Annotated in this window: 23 protein-coding genes; 15 read left to right on the top strand and 8 right to left on the bottom strand. The window is 64.4% G+C overall.

Annotated elements, in window-relative coordinates; genetic code table 11:
• Positions 1 to 24: 24 nt before the first annotated feature.
• From TQ38_RS17980 to TQ38_RS17950, 7 genes are all read left to right on the top strand, one after another.
• Positions 25 to 1,086, top strand: coding sequence for an ABC transporter substrate-binding protein (locus TQ38_RS17980; RefSeq protein ID WP_043978205.1), 1,062 nt, complete (start codon positions 25 to 27; stop codon positions 1,084 to 1,086).
• Positions 1,087 to 1,108: 22 nt separating this feature from the next.
• A complete protein-coding gene (locus TQ38_RS17975) occupies positions 1,109 to 1,840 on the top strand; it encodes a class II aldolase/adducin family protein (protein ID WP_043978202.1) in 732 nt (243 codons plus the stop codon).
• A 17-nt stretch (positions 1,841 to 1,857) separates the two neighbouring features.
• Complete coding sequence (locus TQ38_RS17970) at positions 1,858 to 3,069, top strand: LLM class flavin-dependent oxidoreductase (protein WP_043978200.1); 1,212 nt, start codon at positions 1,858 to 1,860, stop codon at positions 3,067 to 3,069.
• 67 nt (positions 3,070 to 3,136) lie between these two features.
• The gene (locus TQ38_RS17965) at positions 3,137 to 4,258 is read left to right on the top strand and encodes an ABC transporter permease (protein WP_052505904.1); all 1,122 of its coding nucleotides are present in this window, start codon (positions 3,137 to 3,139) and stop codon (positions 4,256 to 4,258) included.
• Positions 4,255 to 5,166, top strand: a complete 912-nt coding sequence (locus tag TQ38_RS17960; RefSeq protein WP_043978198.1) for an ABC transporter permease — start codon at positions 4,255 to 4,257, stop codon at positions 5,164 to 5,166. Before TQ38_RS17965 ends, TQ38_RS17960 begins: the two co-directional genes overlap by 4 nt.
• On the top strand, positions 5,163 to 6,947 hold the full coding sequence (locus TQ38_RS17955; RefSeq protein ID WP_043978195.1) for an ABC transporter ATP-binding protein: 1,785 nt from the start codon (positions 5,163 to 5,165) through the stop codon (positions 6,945 to 6,947). The genes TQ38_RS17960 and TQ38_RS17955 overlap by 4 nt, the downstream gene beginning before the upstream one ends.
• Positions 6,948 to 7,097: 150 nt before the next feature.
• Entirely contained in the window at positions 7,098 to 8,150 is a 1,053-nt protein-coding gene (locus tag TQ38_RS17950) for a sigma-54-dependent Fis family transcriptional regulator (protein WP_043978192.1), read from the top strand.
• A 110-nt stretch (positions 8,151 to 8,260) separates the two neighbouring features.
• Here the strand turns inward: TQ38_RS17950 and TQ38_RS17945 are convergent, their stop codons facing one another.
• From TQ38_RS17945 to TQ38_RS17915, 7 genes are all read right to left on the bottom strand, one after another.
• Positions 8,261 to 9,322 (bottom strand): ABC transporter substrate-binding protein, encoded by a 1,062-nt coding sequence (locus TQ38_RS17945; protein WP_043978190.1) that lies wholly within the window; start codon positions 9,320 to 9,322, stop codon positions 8,261 to 8,263.
• A 27-nt stretch (positions 9,323 to 9,349) separates the two neighbouring features.
• A complete protein-coding gene (locus TQ38_RS17940) occupies positions 9,350 to 11,899 on the bottom strand; it encodes a TonB-dependent siderophore receptor (RefSeq protein ID WP_052505903.1) in 2,550 nt (849 codons plus the stop codon).
• Positions 11,900 to 12,292: 393 nt separating this feature from the next.
• On the bottom strand, positions 12,293 to 14,167 hold the full coding sequence (locus TQ38_RS17935; RefSeq protein ID WP_240198130.1) for an ABC transporter ATP-binding protein: 1,875 nt from the start codon (positions 14,165 to 14,167) through the stop codon (positions 12,293 to 12,295).
• Complete coding sequence (locus TQ38_RS17930) at positions 14,154 to 16,013, bottom strand: ABC transporter ATP-binding protein (RefSeq protein ID WP_205316161.1); 1,860 nt, start codon at positions 16,011 to 16,013, stop codon at positions 14,154 to 14,156. The genes TQ38_RS17935 and TQ38_RS17930 overlap by 14 nt, the downstream gene beginning before the upstream one ends.
• A 9-nt stretch (positions 16,014 to 16,022) precedes the next feature.
• Positions 16,023 to 17,288, bottom strand: a complete 1,266-nt coding sequence (locus tag TQ38_RS17925; protein WP_043978189.1) for an acyl-CoA dehydrogenase family protein — start codon at positions 17,286 to 17,288, stop codon at positions 16,023 to 16,025.
• A complete protein-coding gene (locus TQ38_RS17920; protein WP_043978188.1) occupies positions 17,285 to 18,577 on the bottom strand; it encodes an acyl-CoA dehydrogenase family protein in 1,293 nt (430 codons plus the stop codon). The genes TQ38_RS17925 and TQ38_RS17920 overlap by 4 nt, the downstream gene beginning before the upstream one ends.
• A gap of 13 nt (positions 18,578 to 18,590) precedes the next feature.
• Entirely contained in the window at positions 18,591 to 19,694 is a 1,104-nt protein-coding gene (locus tag TQ38_RS17915) for an LLM class flavin-dependent oxidoreductase (protein WP_043978275.1), read from the bottom strand.
• 241 nt (positions 19,695 to 19,935) lie between these two features.
• On the opposite strand from TQ38_RS17915, the gene def reads away from it, so the two are divergent.
• From def to TQ38_RS17880, 8 genes are all read left to right on the top strand, one after another.
• Positions 19,936 to 20,475, top strand: coding sequence for a peptide deformylase (def, locus tag TQ38_RS17910; protein ID WP_043978187.1), 540 nt, complete (start codon positions 19,936 to 19,938; stop codon positions 20,473 to 20,475).
• A gap of 268 nt (positions 20,476 to 20,743) precedes the next feature.
• On the top strand, positions 20,744 to 21,376 hold the full coding sequence (locus tag TQ38_RS17905) for a peroxiredoxin (protein ID WP_043978274.1): 633 nt from the start codon (positions 20,744 to 20,746) through the stop codon (positions 21,374 to 21,376).
• Positions 21,377 to 21,880: 504 nt separating this feature from the next.
• A complete protein-coding gene (locus TQ38_RS30970; protein WP_370059829.1) occupies positions 21,881 to 22,078 on the top strand; it encodes a TauD/TfdA dioxygenase family protein in 198 nt (65 codons plus the stop codon).
• 5 nt (positions 22,079 to 22,083) lie between these two features.
• Positions 22,084 to 22,482, top strand: coding sequence for an SDR family NAD(P)-dependent oxidoreductase (locus tag TQ38_RS31315; RefSeq protein WP_255417991.1), 399 nt, complete (start codon positions 22,084 to 22,086; stop codon positions 22,480 to 22,482).
• The gene (locus TQ38_RS31310) at positions 22,469 to 22,843 is read left to right on the top strand and encodes an SDR family oxidoreductase (protein ID WP_255417990.1); all 375 of its coding nucleotides are present in this window, start codon (positions 22,469 to 22,471) and stop codon (positions 22,841 to 22,843) included. The genes TQ38_RS31315 and TQ38_RS31310 overlap by 14 nt, the downstream gene beginning before the upstream one ends.
• A 14-nt stretch (positions 22,844 to 22,857) precedes the next feature.
• Positions 22,858 to 23,241: an EthD domain-containing protein gene (locus TQ38_RS17890; protein WP_043978185.1), complete on the top strand. Its 384-nt coding sequence runs from the start codon at positions 22,858 to 22,860 to the stop codon at positions 23,239 to 23,241.
• Positions 23,238 to 23,624 carry an EthD domain-containing protein gene (locus TQ38_RS17885; RefSeq protein WP_043978183.1) on the top strand — a complete coding sequence of 129 codons (387 nt, stop codon included), beginning with the start codon at positions 23,238 to 23,240 and terminating at the stop codon, positions 23,622 to 23,624. The genes TQ38_RS17890 and TQ38_RS17885 overlap by 4 nt, the downstream gene beginning before the upstream one ends.
• Positions 23,621 to 23,956, top strand: coding sequence for an LLM class flavin-dependent oxidoreductase (locus TQ38_RS17880; protein WP_052505902.1), 336 nt, complete (start codon positions 23,621 to 23,623; stop codon positions 23,954 to 23,956). Before TQ38_RS17885 ends, TQ38_RS17880 begins: the two co-directional genes overlap by 4 nt.
• Before the next feature lie 93 nt (positions 23,957 to 24,049).
• Here TQ38_RS17880 and TQ38_RS17875 read toward each other — a convergent pair whose 3' ends face one another.
• A complete protein-coding gene (locus TQ38_RS17875) occupies positions 24,050 to 26,437 on the bottom strand; it encodes a TonB-dependent receptor (protein WP_113941990.1) in 2,388 nt (795 codons plus the stop codon).
• Positions 26,438 to 26,509 lie beyond the last annotated feature (72 nt).

Here is a 26,509-nt window from a genome sequence, read left to right as displayed (position 1 = left end):
GACAAACAGGACCACGGAGTTCCAATGACCGACAACGTCCATACCATCGGCGAGACTGCAAGGCCGGAGCGGCTCGACCATATTCTGTTCACCCGTTGCCCTGTGCCGACGGCTTCGGGCATCGCGCATTCTCTGGGCTGGCTGGGCGACGAATTCGCGCGCGATGGCCTGCGCGTCGAGGCACTGCAGGATCGACCCCGCGCGCTGCGGGAACACCATAACGAACACGACATCCCCGGCCTGTTCCGCGAAGGCGGCAATATCCCAGCGCTCGCCGCCAAGGCCAAGGGCGTGCCGACGCGCGTGGTCGGCCTGACCTGGATCGACGAATGGCAGGCGATCCTGGTGCGCCGCGAGACCGGGCCGATCGAGCCGGCGCAACTAAAGGGCCTGCGTATCGCGCTCCCGGCCTGGCGCGAATCCCGCGGCGCCAGCATCGCACGCGGGATGTCGCTCGCCGGCATCAAGGGCGCGCTCGGTATCGCCGGGCTGGCGCTGGAGGACGTGACCTTCGTTGACGTCGCGTTGGCGCCGCAGTCCGAGGATTCCAGCTTCAACCTCGCCCACATGTGGTCGGGCATCGACGCGCTCGCGGCGGGTAAGGTCGATGCGGTTTACGTCAAAGGCGCCTCGGCCGTCGAGGCTGCGAAGCGGGCGGACGTGGTTGTCGGGATCGACCTCGACTCCTACCCTAGCCGCCTGACGCGCGTGAACAACGGAACGCCGCGCCCGATCACGGTGAACCAGGACCTGCTGGACAACCACTTCGACTTCGTCGTGCGTTTCCTTGAACAGACGCTGCGCGCTGCCGACTGGGCCGCGCACAACCTGCCCGAGCTGCGCGAAATCCTCCAGCAGGAGACCCACTCCGGCGCCGCCGGTGTCGAGGCCGCCTATCGCAACAACTTCCACCGCTCGCTCCACCCCGACCTGTCCGACGAGCGCATCGCGCTGCTCAAGCGGCAGGCGGGTTTCCTGTGGCTCCACGGCTTCCTCGAACACAGCGTCGACGTCGACGGCTGGATCGACCGCCGGCCGCTGGAAGCCGCCCTTGCCGGCCGCGCTGAAAAAACGCGCGCCGCCTGATTCTTTTACGAGGAGAACGACCATGGCCACTGCAGTCCATAACACCGAGCTCAATTCCGCTGTCCTCGACTTCGCCAACGATGTCGCCCGTCAGTCGGCCGAAATCTTCCGCGCCTACCGCGAGACCGGCACGATCACCGCCAACGGCACGGTCGGCTTCATCGAGCGCGTGCCCGGCGAGGACCAGATCGTCTCGGTCAACCTGCCGCACCCGTTCGACCGCAGCATTCACAGCAATGAGCCGCTGAATTTCACCGTCACCGGCCTCGATGGCACCGCCTTCAAGGGGCGTCCCAACGGGCGCTATCTCAAGGTGTTCAACCAGAACCCTACGGTCACCTCGCTCAGCCACGTCCACTCGCCCAGCCTCGGCGCGTGGGCGCAGACGCACCGTACGCTGCCGATCAGCTACGTGCCGGTACAGCGCTTCCACCTTGCCCGCGAACTGCCGGTCTACATCGACCGCCGCCAGGACGAGGCCGAGTTCATCAACGAGAAGCTGGCGGAAAACCCCTTCACCCCCGCCATCATCGAAGCCAACGGCGGCGCGACGGTCTGGGGCTGGAAGGGCCTGCGCGACCTCGCCGAATTCATCCTGCTGCTGGAAGAGGGCGCGCAGATCCAGATCCAGGCCCAGGCGCTGGGCGGTTCGCGCACTTACGGTCCCGGGGTGCTGCGCCAGCAGTGGAAGATGTCCAAGCGCTATGACGAAGCACGCGGCCTTGGCCTGCTGCCTGTCACCGACCTCGACTGATCGCAGGAACGAAACCCATGACCCGCCCCGTGAAGCTGCTGTGGTATCTCACCGCCCCCGATGGCCCTTATCCCTGGGCCGAGGAAGGGCGCTGGCATACCGGCTTCGACCATCTCGAACAGGTGGCCAAGACCATTGACAAGCTGGGCTTCTACGGGGCGCTTCTGGGTTCCAGCGCGTTCGAGAGCTTGGCCGTGGCCGCCGCGATGATCCCGGCTACCGAGCGCATGAAGTTCCTCGTCGCGCAGCATCCCGGCGAATTGTCGCCTGCGGTGCTGGCCAAGTATGCGCAGACGTTCGATCACTTCTCGAACGGGCGGCTGCTGTTCAACGTGGTCAACGGCAACGACGCGGGCCTCGCGGCGCTTGGCGTGCATTATGAGCACGATGAGCGCTACGATTTCAGCTTCGAATATTGGGATGCCTTCCGCAAGGTCTACGGCGGGGACCGGGCTGGCTACGACGGTCAGTTCGTCAAGCTCGCCCCGCGCGGCGAGGGCGGTGCCCCGATGAGCGTATGGTCGGGCCCTTATCAGCCCACTGGCGTCCCGCTGTGGGGCGCGGGCACTTCCGGTCCGGGCGTCGCCCATTCGGTGAAGCTGCTCGACGTGTATCTCAGCTTCGCCAACACTCCGCCGCTGCTGGGCGACAAGTTCCGCCGGGTCGGCGAGGAAGCCGCGAAAATCGGCCGCACCCTGGAATACGGCACGCGCCTGCAGATCATCGTGCGCGAGACCGAGGAGGAGGCCTGGGCCTATGCCGACTGGCTGCTCGCGCGTTCCTCGGTCGAGCACGCAGAGCGGTCCATCAAAATGCGTCTACCACCCGGCGAGACGATCGAGACCTACCGCAGCCCGGACCCGCAGGTGCAGCGCAACATCGATACCGTGAAGTCCGGGCGCCTGCCCAGCGCGCGCGATCTGGAGGTCTATCCCAACGTCTGGGTCGGACCGGCCTGGTTCGGGTTCGACATCATGGGGCCCTCATCGGGCACTACGCTGGTCGGTTCGGCGAAGAATGTTGCCGCGCGTCTGCGCGAATACGCAGATCAGGGCGTGGGCGCCTTCATCCTCTCGGGTTTCCCGCTGATCGCCGAGGCACACCGCGTCGCCGAACTGCTGTTTCCGCTGCTCGACCTCGACCATGGCTTCGATGTTCCGGCCCTGCGCGTCGGTTCGGCGCGCGCCGAACCTGCGGTTCAGGCGGCGCCCGAGAAGGCGCTGGCCTGACCTGGGTGCCTCGATCCGGGGTCTGAAACGGCTCCACCCTCCCGATTTGCAGCGGCAAGGATGCAAAATGGCGACGATCTATTCCGAGCAGACCCCGCCGGCGGCCCAGGCGTCACAGACGGACGATAGGGCCGGCGAGGACACCGCGCATAGCCTGCGGCAGCATCTTGCACTGCCGACCTGGCTGCCGTGGCTGGGTGGCCGCGTGCTTTCCGGGCTTGCGACCGCTTTCGTTATCTCGGTGCTGGTCTTCGCGGCGACGCAGGCCCTGCCGTCCGATCCGGCGCGCGTTATCCTCGGTCCCGATGCCACCGAGGACAGCATCCGCATCCTTCAGCACCAGCTTGGGCTCGATCAGCCGATCCTCGTTCAGTACGCCAAATGGGCCGGGCGCGCGCTGACGGGTGAGTTCGGGGTCTCGCTCGATTCCAACGTACCCGCCGGCCAGATCGTCGCCGACCGTTTCGCCAATTCGGCAGTGTTGATGGTGGTCGTCCTCATACTGGCAGTGCCGATCGCTTTCTTCGGCGGCGTGGTGCTGGCGATCCGGCGCGACAGCCGCGTCGACAGCTGGACGATGAACGGGATCATTCTGTTCAAGGCGCTGCCCGGCTTCGTGCTCGCGATCGGGCTGATCCTGCTGCTGTCGACCACGGTGTTTCCCATACTTCCGGCCGTGTCGCTGATCGACCCGTCGACCTCGCCATTCCTGCAGCCGGTCTATCTCGTGTTGCCCGCCCTGACCCTGATCCTGACCGTCGCGCCGTTCTTGCTGCGCCTGGTCCGTTCGGCGATGATCGAGACGCTGGAGGCGGACTACGTCGCCGCCGCGAGGCTGCGCGGCATCCCGGAGCGCTGCGTCGTGTGGCATCACGCCGTACCCAACGCGCTCGTGCCGGTGATCCAGGGCATCGCGCTGATCAGCCGGATGCTGCTGGGCGGTGCGCTCATCGTCGAGGTGGTGTTCAGCTATCCCGGCATCGGCAATGCGCTCAATGCCGCGATCGAACTGCGCGACGTGCCGGTGATCCAGGCGATCACGCTGACCATGGCGGTCGGCGTCGTGCTCATCAATCTGCTTGCCGACGTGGCGACAGTGCTGGTGACACCCAAGCTGCGCACCTCCTCGCGCCCCCGCCTGCGGGCCGGCACGCGCGCGAAACTCAAGCTGAAGGCTGGCGGAGTATGACTTCCACACTTTCGAGATTGCGCGGCGATCCGCAGGCGCGCCTCGGTTTTGCCTTCGCCGGCACGGTGCTGGTCGCGGCGCTGCTGGGCCCACTGGCCGCGCCGCAATCGCCGCTCGGGCTGGTCGGGCCGACTTATGGTCTGCCCGGCGCGGGCACGCTGCTGGGCTACGACTATCTGGGCCGGGACGTCTGGTCGCGCCTGCTGCACGGCGGGCGTTCGGTGTTGTGGATGAGCTTTGCCGCTTCGGTCATCGCCCTTGCCATCGGTGCCGTGATCGGCATCGCGGCGGGGCTCTCGAAACGGTGGGTGGATCATGCGGTCGTGTGGGGAACTGACGTGCTGCTCGCGTTCCCCGACCTGATCCTGGTGCTGCTGGTCGTCTCGATGCTGGGGCGTGAACCTTGGCTGATCGTGCTGACCGTTGCTGTTTCCTTCGTCCCCGGCGTGATCCGTCTGGCGCGCGGCGTGACCTTGGGCGTCGTATCGCAGGAGTATGTCGAGGCGGCGAAGCTGATGGGGTATCCTTGGTGGCGCATCGTCCTGCTGGAAATCCTGCCCAACATTTCGACACCGCTGCTGGTGCATCTGGGCATCATGCTTACGTGGGCGATCGGTATGCTCTCGGGCCTTAGTTTCCTCGGCTACGGCGTTGCGCCGCCGGCCGCAGACTGGGGCCTGATGATCAACGAGAACCGCGCCGGGCTGATGATCCAGCCCTGGGCGGTGCTGGCCCCGGTCGCCATGATCGGGTTCTTCGCGCTCGGCACCAATCTGCTTGCCGAGAGCGTTTCTCGCGCCGGATCGAGGATCGCTGTGCGCAAGGGCGTGAAATCTCGCGCTCGCACCCTGATGCGCGGCAACAAGCGCCGCCTGCGCGAGCAGCAGGCGAGGGAGACCCGGTCATGAGCGTCGTGCCTTTCGTCAATGCCGTACTGCAGGTGCGCGACCTTTCCGTCACCCTGGGAGACGGGCCGGAAATCGTCGGCGACATCAGTTTTTCCGTGTTCGCCGGTGAGATCGTCGGCGTCGTGGGCGAAAGCGGATCGGGCAAGACCAGTATCGCCACCGCTCTGCTTGGCGATGCCCGCGCCGGCGCGGTGATCGCGGGGGGCTCGGTCTTTGTCGACGGGCGCGATATCCTCGCGCTGGACGAGGACGAGCGGCACACGATGCGCGGGTCGGTCGTCTCCCACGTCGCGCAGGATCCCGCGCTCGCGCTCAATCCGATGCGGCGGATAGGCTCGCTGCTCGATGAAGTGATGCGGGTTCACCTGCCCGCGCTCGACAAGGCCGAACGGCATGCGCGCATTGCCGAGGCCGCAGGCGATGTCGGCCTGCCAGCGAGCGCGGAATTCCTGCGCCGCTTCCCGCACCAGCTTTCCGGCGGCCAGCAACAGCGCGTGCTGCTGGCGCTGGCGGTGCTGCTGCGCCCGCGGCTGATTGTGCTGGACGAGCCGACGACTGCGCTCGACGTGACGACGCAGGCCCGCGTGCTGACGACCTTACGAGACTTGTGCCGGACGCGCGGCATTGGCGCGGTTTACGTGTCGCACGATCTGGCGGTGGTGCGCGAACTGGTCGATCGAGTGGTGGTGCTTTACGCCGGGCACATAATCGAAAGTGGATCGCGCGATCACTTGTTCGAAAACCCCGCGCATCCCTACACGCGCGGCCTGCTCGATGCGGTGCCCGACATTTCGGGCCGGCACGCGGTCCGTCCGATTGGCGGCCATGCCCCCGCACTGCAGGATCGCCCCGAAGGCTGCGCCTTCGCACCGCGCTGTTCGCTGCGCAGCGCGAGCTGTAGCATTCGCCCGCCGTTGCGCGACTTCGGCGACCGGCGGCTCGTCGCCTGCCATCATCCCGTTCGCGGCAAGCGCGAGGACACCGCTGCCCCATCTCGTGCACCTGCGTTCGCGGAGCAGCAGGCGCTGGCGGTGCTGGGCGGCGTGTCGGCCAGCTACGGCGCCAACCAGGTTCTGTTCGGCGTCGACCTCGCCTTGCCCAAAGGCTATTGCACGGCGCTGGTGGGCGAAAGCGGGTCGGGCAAGACCACGTTTTCGCGCGCGCTTGTAGGCGCGGTCGAGGATGTCGAAGGAACTTTCACCTACGACGGGCGAGTCGTGTCGCTGTCCGGCGGGCGGGACATCGACCTGCGGCGGCGCATCCAGTACATCTTCCAGAACCCGTTCCGCGCGCTTAATCCCCGCCAGACAGTAGGACAGATCCTGCGCACTGCGGCGCTTCACTTCTTCCCGATCCGCTCGGCAGATGCCGACCGCGAAGTTGCCGCCGTGCTCGAACGCGTGGCACTGGCACCCGAATTGGCAAGCCGGTATCCGCGCGATCTTTCGGGAGGAGAGCGCCAGCGCGTTGCCATTGCCCGCGCCCTGATCTGCAAGCCCGAACTGCTGATCTGCGACGAGATTACCTCGGCGCTCGACGTTTCGGTACAGGCGGCGATCATCGACCTGCTGCGCCAGCTCCAGCGCGAATCCGCTTTGACGATACTGTTCGTCACCCATGACCTGGGAGTGGTGAGGGCCGTATCCGATTTCGTCGCGGTGCTTCAACACGGGACGATCGTCGAACATGGCTCGGTGGGCAACCTCCTCGACCGGCCCGAACACCCTTATACCCGCGCGCTGGTGGCGGATTCGCCGCGTCTGCGCGAGACTGCTGCATGAAATTGATCGGCACCTAAAGCTGAGCTATTCCGCGACGAAGGAATCCCAACTGTTTTAGTAGAGAATAGGTGCTACCTTATTGGCAGCAAGTGGAAGCGGACTACCGCACTGGCTTGAAAGCTAGGAGCGATAAGAAACGGGGAGCTTCACATGCGCGACACGATCCTGAAATTTCAGGTCTCTGCTTTGGCAATCCGGGCACGAACTTTCATCTTCTCGGACCCCCGGTCGAAGGCTTTGTTGCCATTGATCGAGCGGATCGCGCCGAGTGACGCCACGGTCATGATCACGGGAGAGACGGGGACCGGCAAGGAACTCGTCGCCCGCTACGTCCACCAGCAGAGCGCGCGTGCCGACCGGCCGTTCGTGGCTGTCAATTGCGGCGCTTTTTCCGAAACCCTGATCGAAAGCGAGTTGTTCGGACACGAACGCGGCGCCTTCACCGGCGCGACCAATGCCAAGGAGGGATGGTTTGAAGCCGCGAACGGCGGCACCCTGTTCCTTGATGAAGTCGGCGACCTGCCACATTCGTTGCAGGTCAAATTGTTGCGCGTGCTGCAGGAGCGCGAGGTGGTGCGGATCGGCGCCCGTCGCCCGGTCAGTCTGGACTTCCGTCTGATCGCCGCCACCAACGTGGATTTGCGCGCCGCAGTGGAAGCCGGGCGGTTCCGCGAGGACCTTTTCTACCGCTTGGGGGTGGTGACGCTGCCACTGTTGCCATTGCGCGAACGGCGAGCCGACATCCTGCCGCTGGCCCGCCATTTCCTCGGCGTTTACGGCGAGAAGTCCGGTGGACCCGCGATCGCGCTAAGCCCGGATGCAGAAGAGATCATTTTTCGGCATGCTTGGCCAGGCAACATCCGGGAACTGGAAAATGTCATTCAGCGCGCGACTCTGATGGCACCGGGCAAGTTCATTGAGTCCGAGCATCTGGGGCTGCCCGCCTGCCAGTCAAGCACGATGCCGGCAGCAGTGGCGACGGTTCTCGGCTCGACGGTCGAGGGTCTAGATCATATCCGTTCCGCAGTGTCGCAATTGATCGGTTCCGGCGAACCTGAATTGCTGGAACGCCTGATCGACCTTGCCGTGCGCGAGGCTTACGCACTCTCCAACGAGAACCAGGTCCGCACCGCGCAGGCGCTGGGCGTGACCCGCAACGTGATCCGCACATACCTCAAGAACGCGGGTCTGATCGGCGACTGAGCACCGAACCGATCCACTATGCTTCGCAGCAATCGGAAGGCGACTGTCAGCGAAGCTGGAGACGGAGAAGTTCTCGCACAACAGGAAGAACCTCTCCGTCGCCGCCTGCGTTACACCGTCTCGGCTGCTTTTGTCAGAAGACGGGCCCGCGCCGCTTCGAGCGGACGGGCATCGACCCAGTCCGCCAACGCGAAATCGCGGTCGAGCAGGTTGTGGACATGCATGAACGTCTTTTGCTGCTCGAACAATGCAAGGCGCTCATCCGACAGGTCGGGGTGGAGATCGGCCAGCGTCTCGTCGCTATAGGCGCGCTCCACGCTTTGCGCGCCCGCCCGGGTTTCGCCGCCCAGAACTTCGCGCACCTTGGCCTGGTTGGTACGCGCCCAGTCGGCGGCAGCCAGTGTGCGCTCGAGGAAGCGGACGACTAGGTCGAAGTGATTGTCGAGCAGGTCCTGGTGGACGGTGATCGGCCTCGGCGTGCCGTTGTTCACTCGCCAGCGGCGATCGGGCAGGGCATCAAGGTCGATGCCGACTTCCAGCCCCAGGCGCTGCGCGGCGTCGATGGCGGAGGCACCCTTGACGTAGGCGGCATCGACGCGGCCCTCCACCAGGTCGGGAAGGCCGGTCCACAGCGACTGGAGTTGTGCGCGGTCGTCGCCCTCGGCCGGGCGCTGCTGCCCGACTTCGACGAAATGCACGTCGTCGAAGGTCAGCCCTGCATAGGCGAGCGCGCCCTTGATGCCGTGCTGGCTCATGCCGCGCGCGATGCTCGATCCGCGTACATGGGCGGCATCGGGCTTTTCGCTCCAGCCGGGCAGGGCTATGCGCTTGCCCTTGAGGTCTTCGGGCCGGGTGATGCCCGACCCCGGGCGCACTAGGATCGCCTGCGCCTCGTCGATCCAGGTCAGGCCGATAAGCTTGCTTGGCGCGCCCTGCGCCCGTGCCGCGATGGCAAGCAGGTTGCCTCCCTCGCGGATCAGCGAGGGGAGCTGGTGATCGTAGTGGTGGCGGCCGAGGTCGCGCCCGCCTTCTTGACGATGCTCCTGCAGGGTTGCAATCTTGATCCCGTCAGGAGCGAACTCGGCGTCCAGCCAACCCAGCTTGTAGGCGAGGCCAGTGGCGGTCGGGACCGGGCAACGGGTGAACCAGATGGTGTCGATGGCGTCAGTCATTGATGGCCTCCTTGCGGCTCTTGGGAATTACCAGCGGTAGGTGATGGTGGCGGAATAGAAGCCGCCGAGCGGATTGACCGGGCTGTCCTGCACATAGGCGACCGACGAGAACGGCCAGCGCGACGTGGCGTTTCTGGGCACTTGCCGGGGCTTGGTGTCGAACAGGTTGTTGACGTTGACACGCAGGCCCAGCCTCTCGCTGAACTCGTAGCCCGCTTCCAGATCGGCGATGAAGATCTTGCCGACGTCAACCAGTTCGATCGTGTTCGGCCCGGCCGGATGGGTAAGCGTGTAGGAGCGGTTGATCTTGCCGTAATAAGTGCCGCGCAAACCGGCGGAGAACGGCCCAGATTCCCATTTGACCGACCCGATCCCCTTGAGGCGCGGCGCGCGGTAGAGGATTTGCGCCTGGGTCGCGGTGGAAATCATGACGATGTTGAAGCGGTCCAGTACCGCCGGCGTATCGGCGATTTCCAGGAACTTCGTCTTGTTGTAGTTACCGGCAAGGCTCCAACCGATCGCGCCGGAACCCACGTCGAACTTACCGTCCAGCACTACATCGACGCCGCGTGTGCGGGTAGTGCCGGCGTTGACAAGGTAGGAAATGCTGTCGTCCGGCCCGAACGTGGGCGAGGCCGCCCGCACCAGCACACCCGAGCCGGGATGCGTGGATTCGCGGAAGGCTCCGATCTGCGAGATGCGGTCCTTGACCCGCACCTGATACACATCAACCGACAAGTTGACGGTGTCGAGCGGCTGAACCACGAAGCCGAGGCTGAAGTTGGTCGACCGTTCCGGCTTGAGCGGCCTGGCGCCAAGCGCCTGTGCCTCGGGCGAGCTGACCGAGAGGATGTGGTTGGTCTGGTTGACCGTCACACCCGTCTGGCGGAAGCTGAGCGCGGCCAGCGCCGGGGCCTGGAAGCCTGTGCTGGCGGTGCCGCGTACCGCAAAGCCGCGTGCAAGCTCGTAACGACCTGAGACGCGTCCGGTAAGCACATCGCCGGCGCGCTGATAACGCTCGTACCGGGCTGCGAGGTCGAGGGTGGCCGCGTCGCTGGGGCGCAGCGAAAGTCCGGCGTAGAGCGCGTAGGAGTTGCGGTCGTCGCTGGCGGCATCCTCGGGCCGAACGCCGGTGTCGGCCTGCGAGCCGGAATCGGACAGCGAGATCGGCTTGCCGGCGTTCGGCCCGTCGAGAATGGGCTGGCCGCCGTAACCCCAGGATTGCTCCTCGCCGGCGGTGCGACGATAGGTCTCGCGGCGGAATTCGGCGCCTAGCGACCAGTCGGTGCCGAAGCCGAACAGGCCCTCTTCGGTGCTTTTGTGCACGTCGAGATTGGAAGTCCAGGCGGTGTAGCGATAGTTGCCGAGGAAGAAGTCGGTCTTGCTGTTGAGGCCGTAGCTGGGGCTGATGGAGTCATAGACGTAGGTGTCGATATCGTCCTGGCCGTAGCCGCTGGACAAATCCCAATTCCAGCCACCGCCGATATCGCCGCGCAGGCCCAGCAATGCGGAGAAGTTGTTCTCGACGATGCCGCTGTATGGGGTGAAGCCATCAGGCCAGATTGCCCGCACGTTCTGGTCACGCGATGGGAAGCGGAAGTGCTGCGGCGAGCGGCCTTTGCGGTGCGTATAGTCGCCAAAGCCGTAGAGTTCGATCGCATCGCCCAGCGGCACGCCAAGATCGGCGGTGAACGAGGCCACCTGCGCGCGGGGGACACCGCCTGCGGCGCCGAAGATCTTGTGACGATCAACGGAGGCTTCGCGCGGGTCGGGTGTGGCCCCGGCAGGCAGGGTGGGCGCGGTGGAAGCATTGCCGCCGGGCAGGATCTGCTGGCCGGCTGCGTTGCGCGGGAAATAGAACAGGATGTTGCCGGGGACGTCGCCGTCGCCGAACAGCGCCTTCTGGTCGATGTACTGGCCCGATACGTAGAGGTGGCCGCCATCACCGATGCCAACGCCCGCGCCCGCGTTGTACTGCTGGACCCAGCCGCCGCCCTGGTAATATTGGCCGGCCCGCGCGCTCAGTTCGCCGCCTTCGGAAGACTTGCGAGTGATGACATTGATGACGCCAGCGATCGCGTCCGAGCCGTAGATGGCCGAGGCCCCATCGCGCAGGACTTCGACGCGATCGATGGTGCTCAACGGGATCAGGCCGAGGTCAACCGCCGCTACGCCTACGTCGTTGACGCCCAGGCGCGCGGTGACATGGCGGCGCTTGCCGTTGATCAGGACGAGCGTGTGGCCACTGCTCAGGCCGCGAAGCTGTCCGGCGCGGATGAAGGTGTTGATGCCGTAGCTGGGCATGTTGGGTACGTTGAAGGAAGGCAAGGTATCGTTGAGCGCCTGCAGCAGGCTTGCCTGGTTGGCCTGGCGCAGCGTTTCGGCCGGCAGCACGTCGATGGGCGCCGGGCTGTTCTCCACGGTGCGCCCGGCGCTGCGTGCGCCCGTTACGACGATGTTGTTCACGCCGTCCGCTTCCGCCGCGTCGGCCGCCGGGGCATCGTTCGCCCATGCAAGACCCGGTGCGAGCAAGGCGATGGCCGCGACCCCCTGTGCGAAGTTCGTTTTCAAGTTCATGTGTCGATTGCTCCGAAACCGCTTTGTTGTTCTGTGCTGGCGGTTCGCGCGGTGGAGGCTTGCGATCTTCGCCCTCGACTGCGCGGTTTGCCCCCGCAGGTACGGACGTTTGCAAGGTGCGGGCCAAATTGGATTGGGCTGCGAATATCGCTGCAATATCAACGGTTCTGCTCGGTATGTGGAATACAAGACCGATGGTTTTTGCGTCTTAGTCAACATCGCTGGGCGCAAGATGCTGAGATATACGCAGAGTAGGATTTGGTCGTTAAAACAAATCAGGCGGCGCGTACTTTGCAAGCGCCGCCTAAATCGATTGTTTACAGAAACAATATAGAAATAATAAAATTGACAGTGAAAGTGGTTTCTCCCGTTATCTGACTTTCATTTTCGTGTTCATCGTGCGGCGACCGTCGCCGCTGCCTCCATCGCGCCTTGTGGCACGGCGCCGCTCTGGCGCTCATAGGCTTCATAGAGGCGCGCATAAGCGCCGCCCAGGCTGGTTAGATCGACGTGGCTTCCCAGTTCCACGACCTGCCCTTCGCGCACCACGGCGATGCGGTCGGCATCGCGGATGGTGGCGAGGCGATGGGCGATGACGATTGCGGTGCGCCCCTCGCACAGACGGCGCAGGGCGCGCTGGATCATCCGCTCGGTATGGACGTCGACCGCCGAGGTCGCCTCGTCGAGCACCAGCACAGCCGGGTCGGTCAGGTAGGCGCGCACCAGGCAGACGAGCTGGCGTTGGCCATGGCTCAGGTTTGCGCCCAGCGGACCAACCGGGGTGTGATAGCCTTGAGCGAGCCTGCTCAATACCTCGTCCGCGTCGAGTGCGCGGGCGGCTTCGATCAGTTCTTCGTCGTCGGCTTCCGGCCGGGCCTGACGCAGGTTGTCGAGCACCGTTCCGCTGAACAGCACGTTGTCCTGCAGCACGACACCCACCTGCCGGCGCAGGTCCGACTGGCGCATATGTTTAACATCGATACCGTCTATCAACACTTGCCCGGTCTGCGCCTCATAGAAGCGCGTCAGGAGTTGAACCAGGGTACTCTTGCCATGCCCGGTCGCGCCGACCACCGCCACGACTTCGCCGGCCTGGATGTGCAGCGAAAGGTCGTGCAGCACTTGAGGCAACACACCAGGCGAATAGGAGAAACCGACCGAGCGGAACTCCACCTCGCCGCGCAGGGCGTGTACCGGGATGGGTTCCGCTACGTCCAGGATCTCGGGTTTGGTGTCGAGCAGCAGGAAGACCCGCTGCGCCGATGCGGAGCCGGAGGCATAGCGCTCGAACAGGTCGTTGAGATCCTGCAACGGGCCGAGGAAGAGCATGACGTAGAACAGGCTCTGGGCCAGTTGCCCCAGCGTGATCTCGCCTTGCAGCAGGCCATAGCTGCCAACCAGCAGGATCATCGCCATGCCGCCCGCGTTGAGCAGTCCGCTGAGCGGGGCAAACCAGCCCGAGCGCACGGTGCCGCGCACCAGTGCTCCGTCGAAGTCGGTCAGCAGTTCGCGGTAGCGCCGACGGTTCGGCTCCTCGCGCACAAGCTGCTGGATCATGCGCACGCCCGACACGGTCTCGACCAGGTGCGAGGTGAAACGACTGCGGTTTTCGGCGACGACCGACCAGCTTTTCTGCGACACGCGCTTGAATAGCCAGGTGCCGACGACGAGGAACGGCACCACGCTCGCCAGTGCCATCAGCAGCAGCGGCGACATGATCCACAGCATCAGCGCCGCCCCGCCGAAGCGCAGCACGGCCGAGAGCATTTCGGGGGGGCCCTGGACTAGCAGGGCCTCGAGCGCATCGACGTCGCGGTCGGCGCGGGACAGGATGCGGCCGGCCTTGGTACGGTCGAAATAGCCGACGCTAAGCGCCTGGATGTGTTCGAAAATGCGGATGCGCAGGTCATTGAGGACGCGCAGCGCAGCGGCCCCAGCGAGGTAGTTCGAGAAACCCGCGAAGACGAAGCGGGCAAGCCAGGTTATCGCCAGCCCCAGGCTGAACCAGGCAAGCAGGCGCTCATCCAGCGTCCAGCCGTTCGCGCCTTTGACCAATCCGTGGTCGAGCAGTTGCCCCACGAACCACGGGCGCACGAAGACCACGCCGACCAGCAGGGTTTCCAGCGCGAAGACCAAGGCAATCTGGCGGCGCACGGGGTGGAGCAAGGGGACGAGCCGTCCGAACATGCCCCGGTCGAGCGCGTGACGCGCCAGCATTTCCTCGATTTCGATGTCGCTGAGGACGCGCTTGTTGTCAGGCGGCGGCACGGTCGATCCCCAGAAGGTCGCGGTAAAGCGGGTCGAACAGGAGGTCCTCGTGGGCACCGCTGGCGACGATGCGGCCACCGGCCAGCACTACGGTGCGGTCGGCAAGGAGGACGGAGGAAAGCTTGCTGGTGATGAGCAGCACGGTCATGCGGCCGCCGTGTCGGCCCCGTAAGGAGCGGATGTTGTGCAGCACGGTGCGCTCGGTAACGGCGTCGAGCGCGCTGGTGGCGTCGTCGAGCACGAGGATGTCGGGCGCGGCGATCAGCGCGCGGGCAAGGCACAGACGCTGGCGCTGGCCGCCCGAAAGGGTGACGCCCCGGTCGCCGATGCGGGTGTCCAGCCCTTCCGGCAGGCGGGCGAGCAGTTCCTCGGCGCCGGCAAGGCGCAGCGCCTCGACCAATGCGTCATCGTCGGCATCGGGCGCCGCAGCGCGCAAGTTGGCGGCAAGGGTGTCGGAGAACAGGAAGATGTCCTGCGGCACGGCATGGACCCGGCGGCGCAGGTCGGCGAGGCCGAGGCTGCGCACGTCGCTCCAGCCCAGCGTGTCCGAGCCGATCGAGACCGCGCCGCCATTGACGTCTGCAAGGCGCGGTAGCAGCGAGGCGAGGGAACTTTTGCCCGAGCCGGTCGAGCCGACCAGCGCGACGATCTGGCCGGGCTCCACGGTCAGGCTGCAATCGTCCAGCACCGCTGTGTTGCCGCCCGGTGCCATCAGGCGCACCGCGTCGAGGCGGAAGCCGAGCGGACCTTCGGGCAGGCCCTCAGGCCCGCCGTTGATCGCGGGTTCCTCGTCAAGCAAGTCCCAGATGCGGGCGGCGGAGGCGCGGGCATCGGCGAAGATGCGCATGACGCGGCCTACCGTCTCGACGCGGAACACCAGCGTAGTCGCGATCAGCAGCGCCGAGACCAGTTCGCCAACGCCCAGTTTGCCGGCGACGACAAGGTGCGCGCCATAGGCCATGATCCACACATGGCCGAGCGCTACCACCGCCTGCGGGATCGGGATGCGCGAACTGCACCAGGCAAGCGCATGACGTGACTGGTCGAGGAAGAAATGGACGTGTCCCCGGAACTTGGCGATGCGGCCCTGTTCGAGGCGGAACGACTTGATGACGCGCACCCCGCCGATGCCCTCCGACAAGTCCTGGTTTACTTGGTCGTAGGCATCGCTGACGTTGCGATCGAGGGTGACGAGGGTATCGGTCTGGCGCACGAAGATCCAGAAGCCCAGCAATGTCAGCGCAAATGGCACCAGACCCAGCGCCCAGTCATACCAGAACAGCAGGCCCATCGCGGCGGCGACGACCAGCGCGGTCTCGACCGTCTGGCGCCAGAAGGCGACGAGGGCATCGCGCAGTTTGTCGGCATCGCGGGTGGTGCGGGTGATCATCTCGCCCATACCGTGTTCCCAGTGGTAGCCCAGGTGCAGTGTCTGGACCTGCACGAGGATCTTCTCGCGCAAGTTTGAGAGCAGCGACTGGCTTGCCCGGATGCTGCACATCCCCGAGATATATTGCAGCACGCCGCGCCCGGCCGCGAGGCCGATCAGCAGCGCCGCCCAGTGCCAGGCGACGGTGAGGTCGATCGTGCCATCGGGCAGGCGGGTCGCGGCCTTGCCCGAATTCACTGCATCGAGCGCGCGCCCGATCAGCCATTGCTGGAAAGCAAGGCTGAGATGGACCACGGTAAACAGCACGAAGGTCACACTAAACAGTACCGGTATCATCCGGTAAAGCGCGAGGCTGCGCAGCAGGGGATGTGCGGCCAGCGACGAGCGAGGTCGCCGGGAAGAGGGTGTATCGTCGGGCTCCACGTTATGCGCGGTCGCAGGGATAGCGTTTGTCATGGGCCGGGATCAGTTCCCGCCTGAGACGACGGGGCGACGAACGGCGCCGGCGGAGTATTCGTGCGGCGGGGTGCCGTTGAGGTAGAAGTCTCCGACGTGATGCAGCCGCCAGCGGATCGGATCGTGCGTGGTATGGACGCGCACGTCTGCCCAGAAGCGGTCGAGGTTGAACTTGCGATACGAGGCGCTGGCGCCCAGCAGCGAGAACATGTCGCTGGAGATCAGCAGCGCCGCCTCGTCGGTCTTGGTGCGCGCGGCAGCGACGGCGAGGATCAGTTCGTCGTCCAGCGTTTCGGGGCGGCCCTTGGCATTGTACGCGTCATAGAGTTCGGCGGCGTCGCGCAGCAGCGATTCCGCGACGCGCAGGGCGACAGCGTAATCGCCGATGCGCTTTATGATCAGGGGTTCCTGCACCGCACGTTCTACCTCGGCATCGACCCATACGTTGGAGTTGTTGTTGAGGTAGTGGATCGCCGCCTCGAAAGCGCCGCGCGCGATGCCGCAGTCAATCGCCGCGTGGTTGATCTGCGCCCAGGTCAGGCCGGTCCGTTCGGGCTTGCCAGGAGCGCCCCCGCCGGGAGCCGAGACCTGGCCCTCATCGAGCACGAGGTCAACGAAGCGCACCCCGCCGCTCACCGAATGGCGCTGGCCGAACGAGTGCCAGTCGTCGTCGAGGATAAGCCCGGGCGTGTCGCGGTGGACGATGAAGCCAATCTGGTCTTCATCGGTCTTCGCGCCAGAGAAGATCCAGTCGGCCAGATAACTGCCGGTAGCATAGAACTTGGCGCCGTTGACCACCCATTGCCCTTGCGCGTTGCGGGCAGCGCGGGTGCGGGTGTCGAACTTGTGCTTGCCGCCGACTTCCGCCGCCGCATGGCCCAGGCGCTTGCCGGCGGCGACATCGGCGACGATGCGGTCGCGCAGGAGATCGGCCGGGCGGCGCAGCAGGCCGCGCAGCATCATGTTGTGGATCTGCACGAGCTGGCCGACGCCGCCATCCGCCGCCGAGATGATCCGCGTGATCTCGACGATGGTGGCAACCGAGGCGCCAAGCCCGCCATCGGCCACCGGCAGGGCGACTGCGGTGACGCCCGAGCGTTCGAGGATTGCGGCCTGTTCGTGGGGGATGCGATTACGCTCGGCCGGATCCGCGGAGATGGCCGAGATCAGCCTGGCGGCTTCATGGGCGGCGGCGATAGCCTCGGCCTCGCTGGCGAAGCGGGCGGCGGGTCGGGGCGCTCGGTCGAGAAGATCGGTGGCGGATTGTGCGCTCATGACGGCGAAGCCTCCGTAGCGGGTGAATTGGGGGCGGGCAAAGAATTGGTGGCGATGGCGATTTCCTGCTGGCGCAGCCTGGCCGCGCGCCCGTATTCGTCAGGCGGGATGCCGTTCAGGTAGTAGTTGCCGATATGGTAGATGCGCCAGCGGATCGGATCGTGCGTGGTGTGGACGCGCGCGTCGGCCCAGAAGCGTTGCAGGTTCCACTTATCCAGCGTCGAATTCGCCCCGGTCAGCGAGAATAGGTCGCTGCCGATGAACACCGAGGCCTCGTCCGATTGGGCGCGGGCCGTGGCGGTGGCCAGGATCAGTTCGTCCTCCAGAGCGCGGTTGCCGGGATCGGCCTTGAAATGGTCGAAGGTGCGCGCGGCGTAACGCAGCGCCGATTCCGCCGCGCGGACGGCGACGGCGTATTCGCCGATGCGCTTGATCGTGTACTGTTCGTCGGCGGCGCGATCGACGCCGGCCTCGGGCCAGGCACGCATGTTGTCGCGGATATAGGCGGTCGCCGCGTCGAGGGCGCCGCGTGCGATGCCGGTGTCGATCGCGGCGTGGAGGATTTGCGGCCAGGTCAGGCCCGTGCGCGGCATGAAGTCGGGTGAACCGCCGCCGGTGTTCGCCTTGGGCGCGAAGCGGGGATCGACTTCGATATTGTCGAAGCTGACGCTGCCGCTGACCGAATGCTGCTGGCCATAGGCATCCCAGTCGTCCTCAAGCGTGAGGCCGGGGGTATCGCGGTTCAGCAGCACGCCTACCGGGCCGTCGTCGCTTGTCGCGGAAATCGAGATCCATTCTGCGAGGTAGCACCCGGTTGCGAAGGTCTTTCGGCCATTGAGACGCCAGACACCGCGTTGATCGCGCGAAAGCCGGGTGCCACCGCCCTTGCCCTTGCCTTTTCCTTCGGCCAGCGCGTTGCCGAAGCGCTTGCCGGCGAAAATGTCGGCGATGAGGCGGGCACGGAATTCGTCGTCGGCACGCGAGAATACGCCGCGGATCATCACGTTGTGGATCTGCAACAGCTGCCCGACCCCGCCGTCGGCGGCCGAGATGATACGCACCGTCTCGACCACGGTTTCGATGGAAGCGCCGATACCGCCAAACTCGCGCGGCACGTATATGCTGGTGATGCCGGACGCAGAGAGGATTTCCGCGGCCTCGTGCGGCACGCTGTCGTTGAACGAGGCATCGCGGGCGAGCCGGGCGATACGGCCTGCTGCCTCATGCGCGGCGGCGATGCCCTCGGCGTCGCTGGCGAGCCGGGGCGGGGTGATGGTGGTCGTCGTCATCCGTAGGGTCCGATCAGGCGGGCTGGAGCACAGCGGGCGTGGCTTTGGCGGCGGCTTCCTCGCGCCGGCGCACTTCCTCGCGCACCGCAGGAATGATCCAGCGGCCATAGTCCACAGCATCGTATAGCGGCTCGTATCCCCGGTTGAGGAAGGTAGTGACGCCGATGTCGTAGTAGTCGAGCAGGGCCTCGACGATCTGGTCCGGGGTGCCGACGAGCGAGGTGGAATCGTGCGTCGCGCCCACGGCGGTGGCGGTGCCGAACCACAGATACTTGTCGTGCCGGTCGCCGCGTTCGGCGGCGGCGAGCAGGCGCTTGGTGCCGGTGCCCTGGACGCCGTGGAACAACGGATTGGGCGCGGCGTTCCGGCGGTTGCTGGCAAGCCTTTCGGCGATGTCGTGCGCCTTCTCCCAGGCTTGCGCCTCGGTGTTGCCGATGATCAGGCGGACTGAGAGGCTGACGCGCGGGGCGGGTTTGCCGATCGCGGCGGCGGCAGCGCGCAGCTTGGCGATCTGCTCCTTCACATCGGAAATCGGCTCGGCCCAGAGCGCGTAGAGATCGCAGTGGCGCGCGGCGACGTGGTAGGCCGCATCCGACGATCCGCCGAACGAGACCGGCGGGTGCGGCTGCTGGAATGGCCGGACCGGCGAGAAGACGTTCTTGAGCTGGAAGTACTTGCCCTCGTGGTCGAACGGCGCTTCGGCGGTCCACGCCCGGATGAGCACGTCAAGGTATTCGCTGGTGCGGGCGTAGCGCTCGTCCTTGTCGGTCACGAAATCGCCGTGGCCGGGCTCGGCGGTGATGCCGGTGATGGCGTGGACGCGGATGCGGCCATTCGTCACGTGGTCGAGCGCGGCGAGCGACTTAGCGCCTTGCAGCGGGGTCAGCGGGCCGGGCCGGAAGGGGATCATGAAGCCCAGCTTCTCGGTCACCGAGGCGGCGAAGCCGGTGGCGACGATAGACTCGCCCCCGCCGAGCATCAGCACCCGGTCGAAATCGGCGTTCTCGTGTGCACGGGCAAGGTTGCGCAGGTATTCCAGGTCGAGGTTCGGACCACTGCCCGCAGGTCCCTGGAACTGGTTGCGCCCGGCAAGCGCTCCGACGAATTCAACTGGCATGGACATCCCCTGCTTGGGCGCGTGGCGCGCATTTGCAATTCACCTATCAAGAGCCGTGCCAGTTCCCGGTCGCCGCGGGTCCGGCCGACAGGTTGCACCCGCTCGGGTCAAATTGCAGCAGTACCGGGCAACGTGATGGTCAAAATCGAACAACGCTGCGCCCGAGGCGACTTGGGCTTTCACAGGACGTCAAAATCTGGTTCGGAGGACATCGAACGCCAGCAACGGAGCCCGGCCAGCCATGATCCGCGAAATCCTCAGGATGGGCGATCCACGCCTTCAGCAGGTTGCCCGCCCGGTGGAGGATCTGGGCGATCCTGCCCTGGCCGCGATCATCGCCGATATGTACGAGACGATGGATGCTGCGAACGGCGTGGGCCTGGCGGCCCCTCAGATCGGTGTGGACCTGCGTGTCATGATCTTCGGCTTCGAGGCCAATGCGCGCTACCCCGATGAAGCGCCGGTCCCGGTCACCACGCTGATCAACCCCTGGCTGGATATCCTGACCGGGGACATGGAGGATGGCTGGGAAGGGTGCCTGTCGGTGCCGGGCATGCGCGGGTTGGTGCCCCGCGCCACCCACATCCGCTACGGCGGCACGCTAGAGGACCGCACCGCCGTCTCGCGCGAGGCGCGTGGCTTCCATGCACGGGTGTTCCAGCACGAGTTCGATCATCTGAACGGCGTGCTCTATCCCCAGCGGATCACCGACATGACCCGGTTCGGCTTCATCGAGGCGCTGTTCCCCAACAGCCCGCTCGCCGCGCTTGAGGACGACTGACCTTGCACGGTAGAAGCAAGGCTAGGGCGCAGCGAAAGAAATCTTGCCGTTGACTTGGACTGCCCTGCCCATAGGTTGAACTGGCTTTGAGCAAGCGGCGTTGCCCTTGCCGAACCAGCGTCGGCGACCGCACGTGCGACCCGGCTTTCACGCATTTTTCGCCCTGACGACAGCGTCCGGCGACGATCTCCGAACCGGAAAACGGCCATTCGTGCGCGCGTTTCCGGGGCTCTTTTCGCGCCTGACATTTCAGCAAAAGGATCCTTCGATGTCCCTCAAGCTCTCCGATACGATCCCCGATTTCACCCAAAAATCCACGCAAGGCCCGCTCAATTTCCATGAGTGGGCGGGCGATAGCTGGGTCGTCCTGTTCTCGCATCCCAAGGACTTCACGCCGGTATGTACCACCGAATTGGGCACGGTGGCGCGCCTTAAGCCCGAGTTCGACAAGCGCGGTGTGAAAGCGATCGGGCTCTCAGTCGATCCCGTCGACAGCCATCACAAGTGGGCGCTGGATATCGAGGAAACCCAAGGCACCGCGCTCAATTTCCCGCTGATCGCGGACGATGACCGCAAGGTCTCGACCCTGCTCGATCTGATCCATCCCAATGCCTCGGACACCACCACCGTCCGCACCGTGCTGGTCATCGATCCGGCGAAGAAGCTGCGCCTGACGTTAACGTACCCGGCATCCACCGGCCGCAACTTCGCGGAAATCCTGCGCACCATCGACAGCCTGCAACTGACCGACGGGCACAAGGTGGCGACGCCGGCCGACTGGCAGCAGGGCGAGGACGTGATCATCGTCCCTTCGCTCGACGATGAGGCGGCCGCGCTGCTGTTCCCGAACGGATGGAACACGAAGAAGCCGTACCTGCGTACCGTCGCCCAGCCGGCCTGACCGAGAGCTGTGCCCGCTTTCCCCAAGCGAAAGATCCCGATGATCGGCCAGTATTAACGGACCACGCTCAACGGGACAAGATCACGATCTTCCTGGAGGAGACGGTCCTGTCCTTTCTTATCGCCCCGGTCGGCATCGTCCGGGGCGAGCAGTTTCTGCCCTATTTTCTGTCTATCGCGCCCGACAACCGCATCCCCGCGACATCTCCTCCCGCTCTGCAAGGCTCGGCATGCGGCTGCCGCGCTTGCGATCAGAAGGCCGGATACTGCCGGTCGGCGAGATCACTGAGAAACCTATACGCCCGTTCCGCTGGTATCAGTATGGCCATGTAATTCAGTCATGGCTTCCGCAAGATTATGTCCCAAATGAGCTTTCAGGGCGCTCGATGGGTAGCCGCATGGCGCACCCGTTGGTCTGGACGCATGCGTCCGGGCGCAAGTCGCTCGTGATCGGCACGCACGCCGACAGCGTTCTGGGCCGATCTTTGCCTGAAGGCCGCTCGTCATCCGCCTGCAGGAATGGGCGGCGCAGCCTGACTTCAGTTATCGCCACGAGTTGCAGGAAGGCGACTTCGTGGTCTGGGACAATTCCGGCACCATGCACCGCGTGGTCCCATACCCCGAGGACAGTGGCCGAACCATGCACCGTACCACGATCCACGGCGAGGAACGCATCAGCGGTTCCTACGCGCTGACCGATTGAGGGCTATGAGAATAGCACATGTCGCTTTGGTCACCGGCGGAGCAGCCGGGATAGGTCGAGCCATCGCTCTTCGCCTCGCGCGGGATGGCATCGCGGTCGGGGTTCTGGATCTCGTCGAGGACGCGGCCGCCGCAGTCGCCGATGAGATCGCCGGCTTTGGCGGGGCGGCGGTTGCCCTGTCCGGCGACATCGCCCGGCGCGATACGATCGCGCAAGCGGTCGAACGGCTGCGCGAGACGCTTGGCCCGATCGCAATCCTCGTCAACAACGCGGGCATTTCGGATTACGTCCCCTTTATGGACATGACCGACGCGCAGTGGGACCGGATGATGGAGGTGAACCTCAAAGGGACGTTCATCGTCACGCAGACCGTGCTGCCCGACATGATCGATGCGCGGTGGTGACGCATCGAACATCTCGTCATCCAGCGCCCAGTCCGGTGCGCGAATGATGGCGCACTATTCCGCCTCGAAAGGCGGCGTCATCGCCCTGACGAAAACGCTGGGGGTAGAGCTTGGCGAGCACGAGATCACCTGCAACACTATCGCACCGCGCTTCGTGATGAACACGGTCAAGGCGGAAGCGGACTTCGGCAGCGAAGGCGTCTTTCCCGGCAATGCCCGGCAAACCATGGTCACGTCGGGCGCGATCCGGCGGCCGGGCGAACCGTCGGACATTGCCGGGGCCTGTGCCTGGCTGGTGTCCGAGGAAGCCGGATACGTCACCGGGCAGACCATCGGCGTAAACGGCGGTCGCTATATTTGAGAAGAGAGCAAGTCATGGTGGACACCATCTTCAAGATCCTGCTGTTCATGAAGCGCCGCGGCGACATTTCCGTCGCGCAGTTCCGGGATTACTACGAAAACAGCCACGCACCGCTGTGCGCCAGATATAGCGGGCAGGTAATCCGCTACGTCCGTCGCTACATCACGCCGCAGCCGCACCCGGAAACGGGGCCGGCGGCGGAAATGGCCTTCGACGTCATCACCGAGCTGTGGTTTGATCAGGAAGCCACCTACCTGACGACGCTCGACTACATCACCACCAACATCATGCCTGACAATATCATCGAAGATGAAATGAACCTGTTCGATCGCAATTCGTTCAGGATCGCGACCCTGACCGAATGCGAAACACCCATTGAGGATCTGAGACGATCATGAGCAACGAAGTCTACAAATTCATCGGCTTCATGGCGCGGCGTTCCGACATCTCGCCCGAGGCGTTCCGCGAATACTACGAGACCGTTCATGCGCGCATCGGCGAGCAGATCGCGTCGAAGGTGGGCGTCAGCCGCTATTTTCGCCGCTATGTTCAGGGGTTGTCGCCTGCATCAAACGGAGACCCTGACGCCTTCCCATACGACGTCATAACCGAGGTCTGGTTCGACAACCGCGCGGATTTTGAACGGGTCGCCGGCAGTGTTCCCCAAGACGAGCTGCCAGACGGCGTCGCCAGCGACGAAGAGCGCTTTCTCGACCGGTCGAAGACGCGGTTCATCACCGTGGTCGAATGCGAATCCGACATGGCGGCGTTGCGGCGATGAAGCTCGGAGCAGCATTTCCCAGCACCGAGGTTTCCGGTAACCCGGATGACGTGCGCAGGTTCGTCCGTGCCATCGAGGATCTTGGCTACGACCATATCATGGTGCCGGACCACGTCGTGAAGCCTTCCCTCGAAGACCGCGACCCGCCGATAGTGGGCTCATATACCGAAAAGAGCAGCTTCCACGATCCGTTCGTATTATTCAGTTTTATGGCGGCGCTGACCGATCGTCTGCATTTCGTGAGCGGCATCCTTGTCCTGCCGCAGCGTCAAACGGGGCTGGTTGCGCAGCAGGCTGCCGACGCACTTTGCTTCGTTACCGGCCCTGCCTGATGATAAAATCGGCCGAAAATGCCTAACCTTGGCGGGCGTTCTGAGAGCGCCCGCCAAGGTTGGATGGTCCGGAGGAGCGTACCCCCGTAAAGTTTATCGCGAACCGAATGCGTAACGAACATTGAGGCCGAATTCACGCGGCGCGGTGGTTGTGACACCCGTGTACGTGCCGGTGGCGGTGGCGGCGATCTGGGTGGTGGCACTGATAGGGATGAGATAGGACGTGAACTGCGGATTGGTTCGCGACAGCGTCTTGGTTGTATCGAAGAGGTTCTTGGCGAACAACGAGACTTCCCACGTTCCCTTGGGATCGCGAATGCCAGCGAATACGTTGAAGAGGCCGTAGGAGCTTACGTCATCGAACCTGTTGACCGGGTCAGTCCGCGAATTTCCATTGAAGCTCAACAATCCACGCAAGTAAGCATTGACGTTGTCAGACACTGGCAGGGTGTATTCGCTCGTCACCGTCGCGCTGAATGGCGACTGAAAACCCGATCGCTGTGATACTTGGCATGCGGCCAGGTTGTTTGCGCCGACCGCACCTTGCAGCACGGGCAACGTAGGCGCTGAGGTCACGTTGTCGGGGACGCCGTCGTTGTTGAGGTCGTTGCAAGGAACGGTTCCGTTCTTGATCTTGCCCAGCGAGTAAGCGGCGACTGCGCTGATTGACCAATTGTCGGTCACGTTCAGCGAGACATCGCCCTCGATGCCGTTTACTTCGACGGGAACCGCCCCGACGAAGTTGAATTGTGACACTTGCTGCGCGGTTCCTGTCACCGCGCCTGCGGCGTTGCGCACGGCCACGGTGTTTACAAAATACACCCCTTGGCCACCTACCCGGTAGGGGTAGTTCTTGAACTTCTGATGGAATGCAGTGACATTCGCGCGGACCTTGCCGCCGAACAGTGTGCTCTTGAAGCCAACCTCGTAGGACTTCGAGGTTTCAGCCGGCAGGTTGACGAAGCTCTGTTCGAGGGCTGACTGGGCGAGGTTGAAATCGCCCACCACATTGATCCCGGGCCTCCAGGAACTACCTGTGCTGGCGTAGACCATCAGGCTTGGTGTGAAGTTGTGCTTCACCGAAGCAGCGTAGATCCACTTCTTGGCGTCTTGACCATCGACTGCGATTGTCCTGCCATTGACGATCGTGGCATTTGTCGAGGTGTAGTCGATATGCCGCAGCCCGCCCGATACTTCCGTATCGGCACCGATGTGTGCGGTGAGATTGCCGAAGAACGACTTCTCGTGCGATTTGCCCCGGCGCTCCACTGGTGTGTAGACGACCGTGATGAGACGCCCGCTCGGAAGGCCAAGGGCAGTGGGACTTGTAAGCTCGGTCGGCGCACTGTTCTTGTAGTCGAAATAGCCGGCTGCGTAGTCGATGAAGCCGAAGAGGCGGCTGTCGTTTTGAAGCCGAACTTCATGCGATGTCGAGGAAGGGTGGGAATACGTGGTCTGGAGAATATCTCCGGGAAAGAAATTGGCGCCGTCCTGGTTCGTCGTCGACGAAATCTTCTGCGTGTAGTGCTGACCTTGGTAGATCAGGACCTGGCCCAGCGCAGAGGCTTCGGCGCGCCAGTTGTAGATGTCGTACACCTGGCGGATGACCCGCGGGTCCTCCTGATTCGAGCGGCGATCAGCTGTCGAGATGTAGACCGGGCTGGCCGGCGCATTGGAATTGACCTCGTTGAACGAGGCGACTTGGTCGTAGGCATAGGATACGCGGTCCAGTCGCTGGTAAAGCGCTTCGGCCCTGAACCAGTCGGTGGGCTGCACGAGAGCCGAAATACGGCCGCTCTTGGTGCGTGCGAAGGGATCGCGGCCGGGACCGATCGGGCGGACGCGATCGCCGTCGCTTTCATCCCAGACACCGGCCGCACGGATAGCGGCAACACCTTCGATGATAGGCAGGTTGAGCGCGCCCTTGAAGTTGAGCGTGCCGATGTTGTTGGCCGTCATGTCGGCCACGCCGCCAAAGGAGAACAGGTCCGGCTTCTTGGCGCCCACGGTGATGGAACCAGAGGGGGCGGCGCGTCCGCGCAAGGTGCCCTGCGGACCACGCTGCACTTCGATCTGACCGATGTCGTACATCTGCTGGAGAATGACGCCGGCGGTTATCGGTGCATCGTTGAAATAGAATTCGACCGTGGGGTTATTGCCGCTTGCGGTGATGTCGAAGTTGACGCCGCGCAGGCGCGCATTGCCACCGGTACCGTTCGATTCGGTGGTAAGCTGAAGACCGGGGACGATCGACGAGACTTCCTTGAAGTCACGTAGATTGAGTTTGCCGACTTCTTCGGATGTTACCGTATCGATTACAGCAGGTACATCCTGAACATCTTCGTCACGGCGGCGCGCCTGAACGATGATCACGTCCGCTGCTTCAGCCCCTGAAACACTTGCGGATGCGTCCTGCGCCATCGCCGGCGCCGTGTAACCTGTGATGGCGGCCGTGCACAGCCAAAGCCCATGAAGTTTCATAATCCCCTCCCTTTTTTTTGTTTGCTTCGTTTGATTAATCTAACGCGATCTGTGCGGAGTCAATTTCTCTGC

Source organism: Novosphingobium sp. P6W (assembly GCF_000876675.2).
In the GTDB taxonomy this organism is placed as follows: domain Bacteria; phylum Pseudomonadota; class Alphaproteobacteria; order Sphingomonadales; family Sphingomonadaceae; genus Novosphingobium.
The sequence above is the reverse complement of the archived record's forward strand: the minus strand, read 5'-3'. Positions and strand labels throughout refer to the sequence as shown.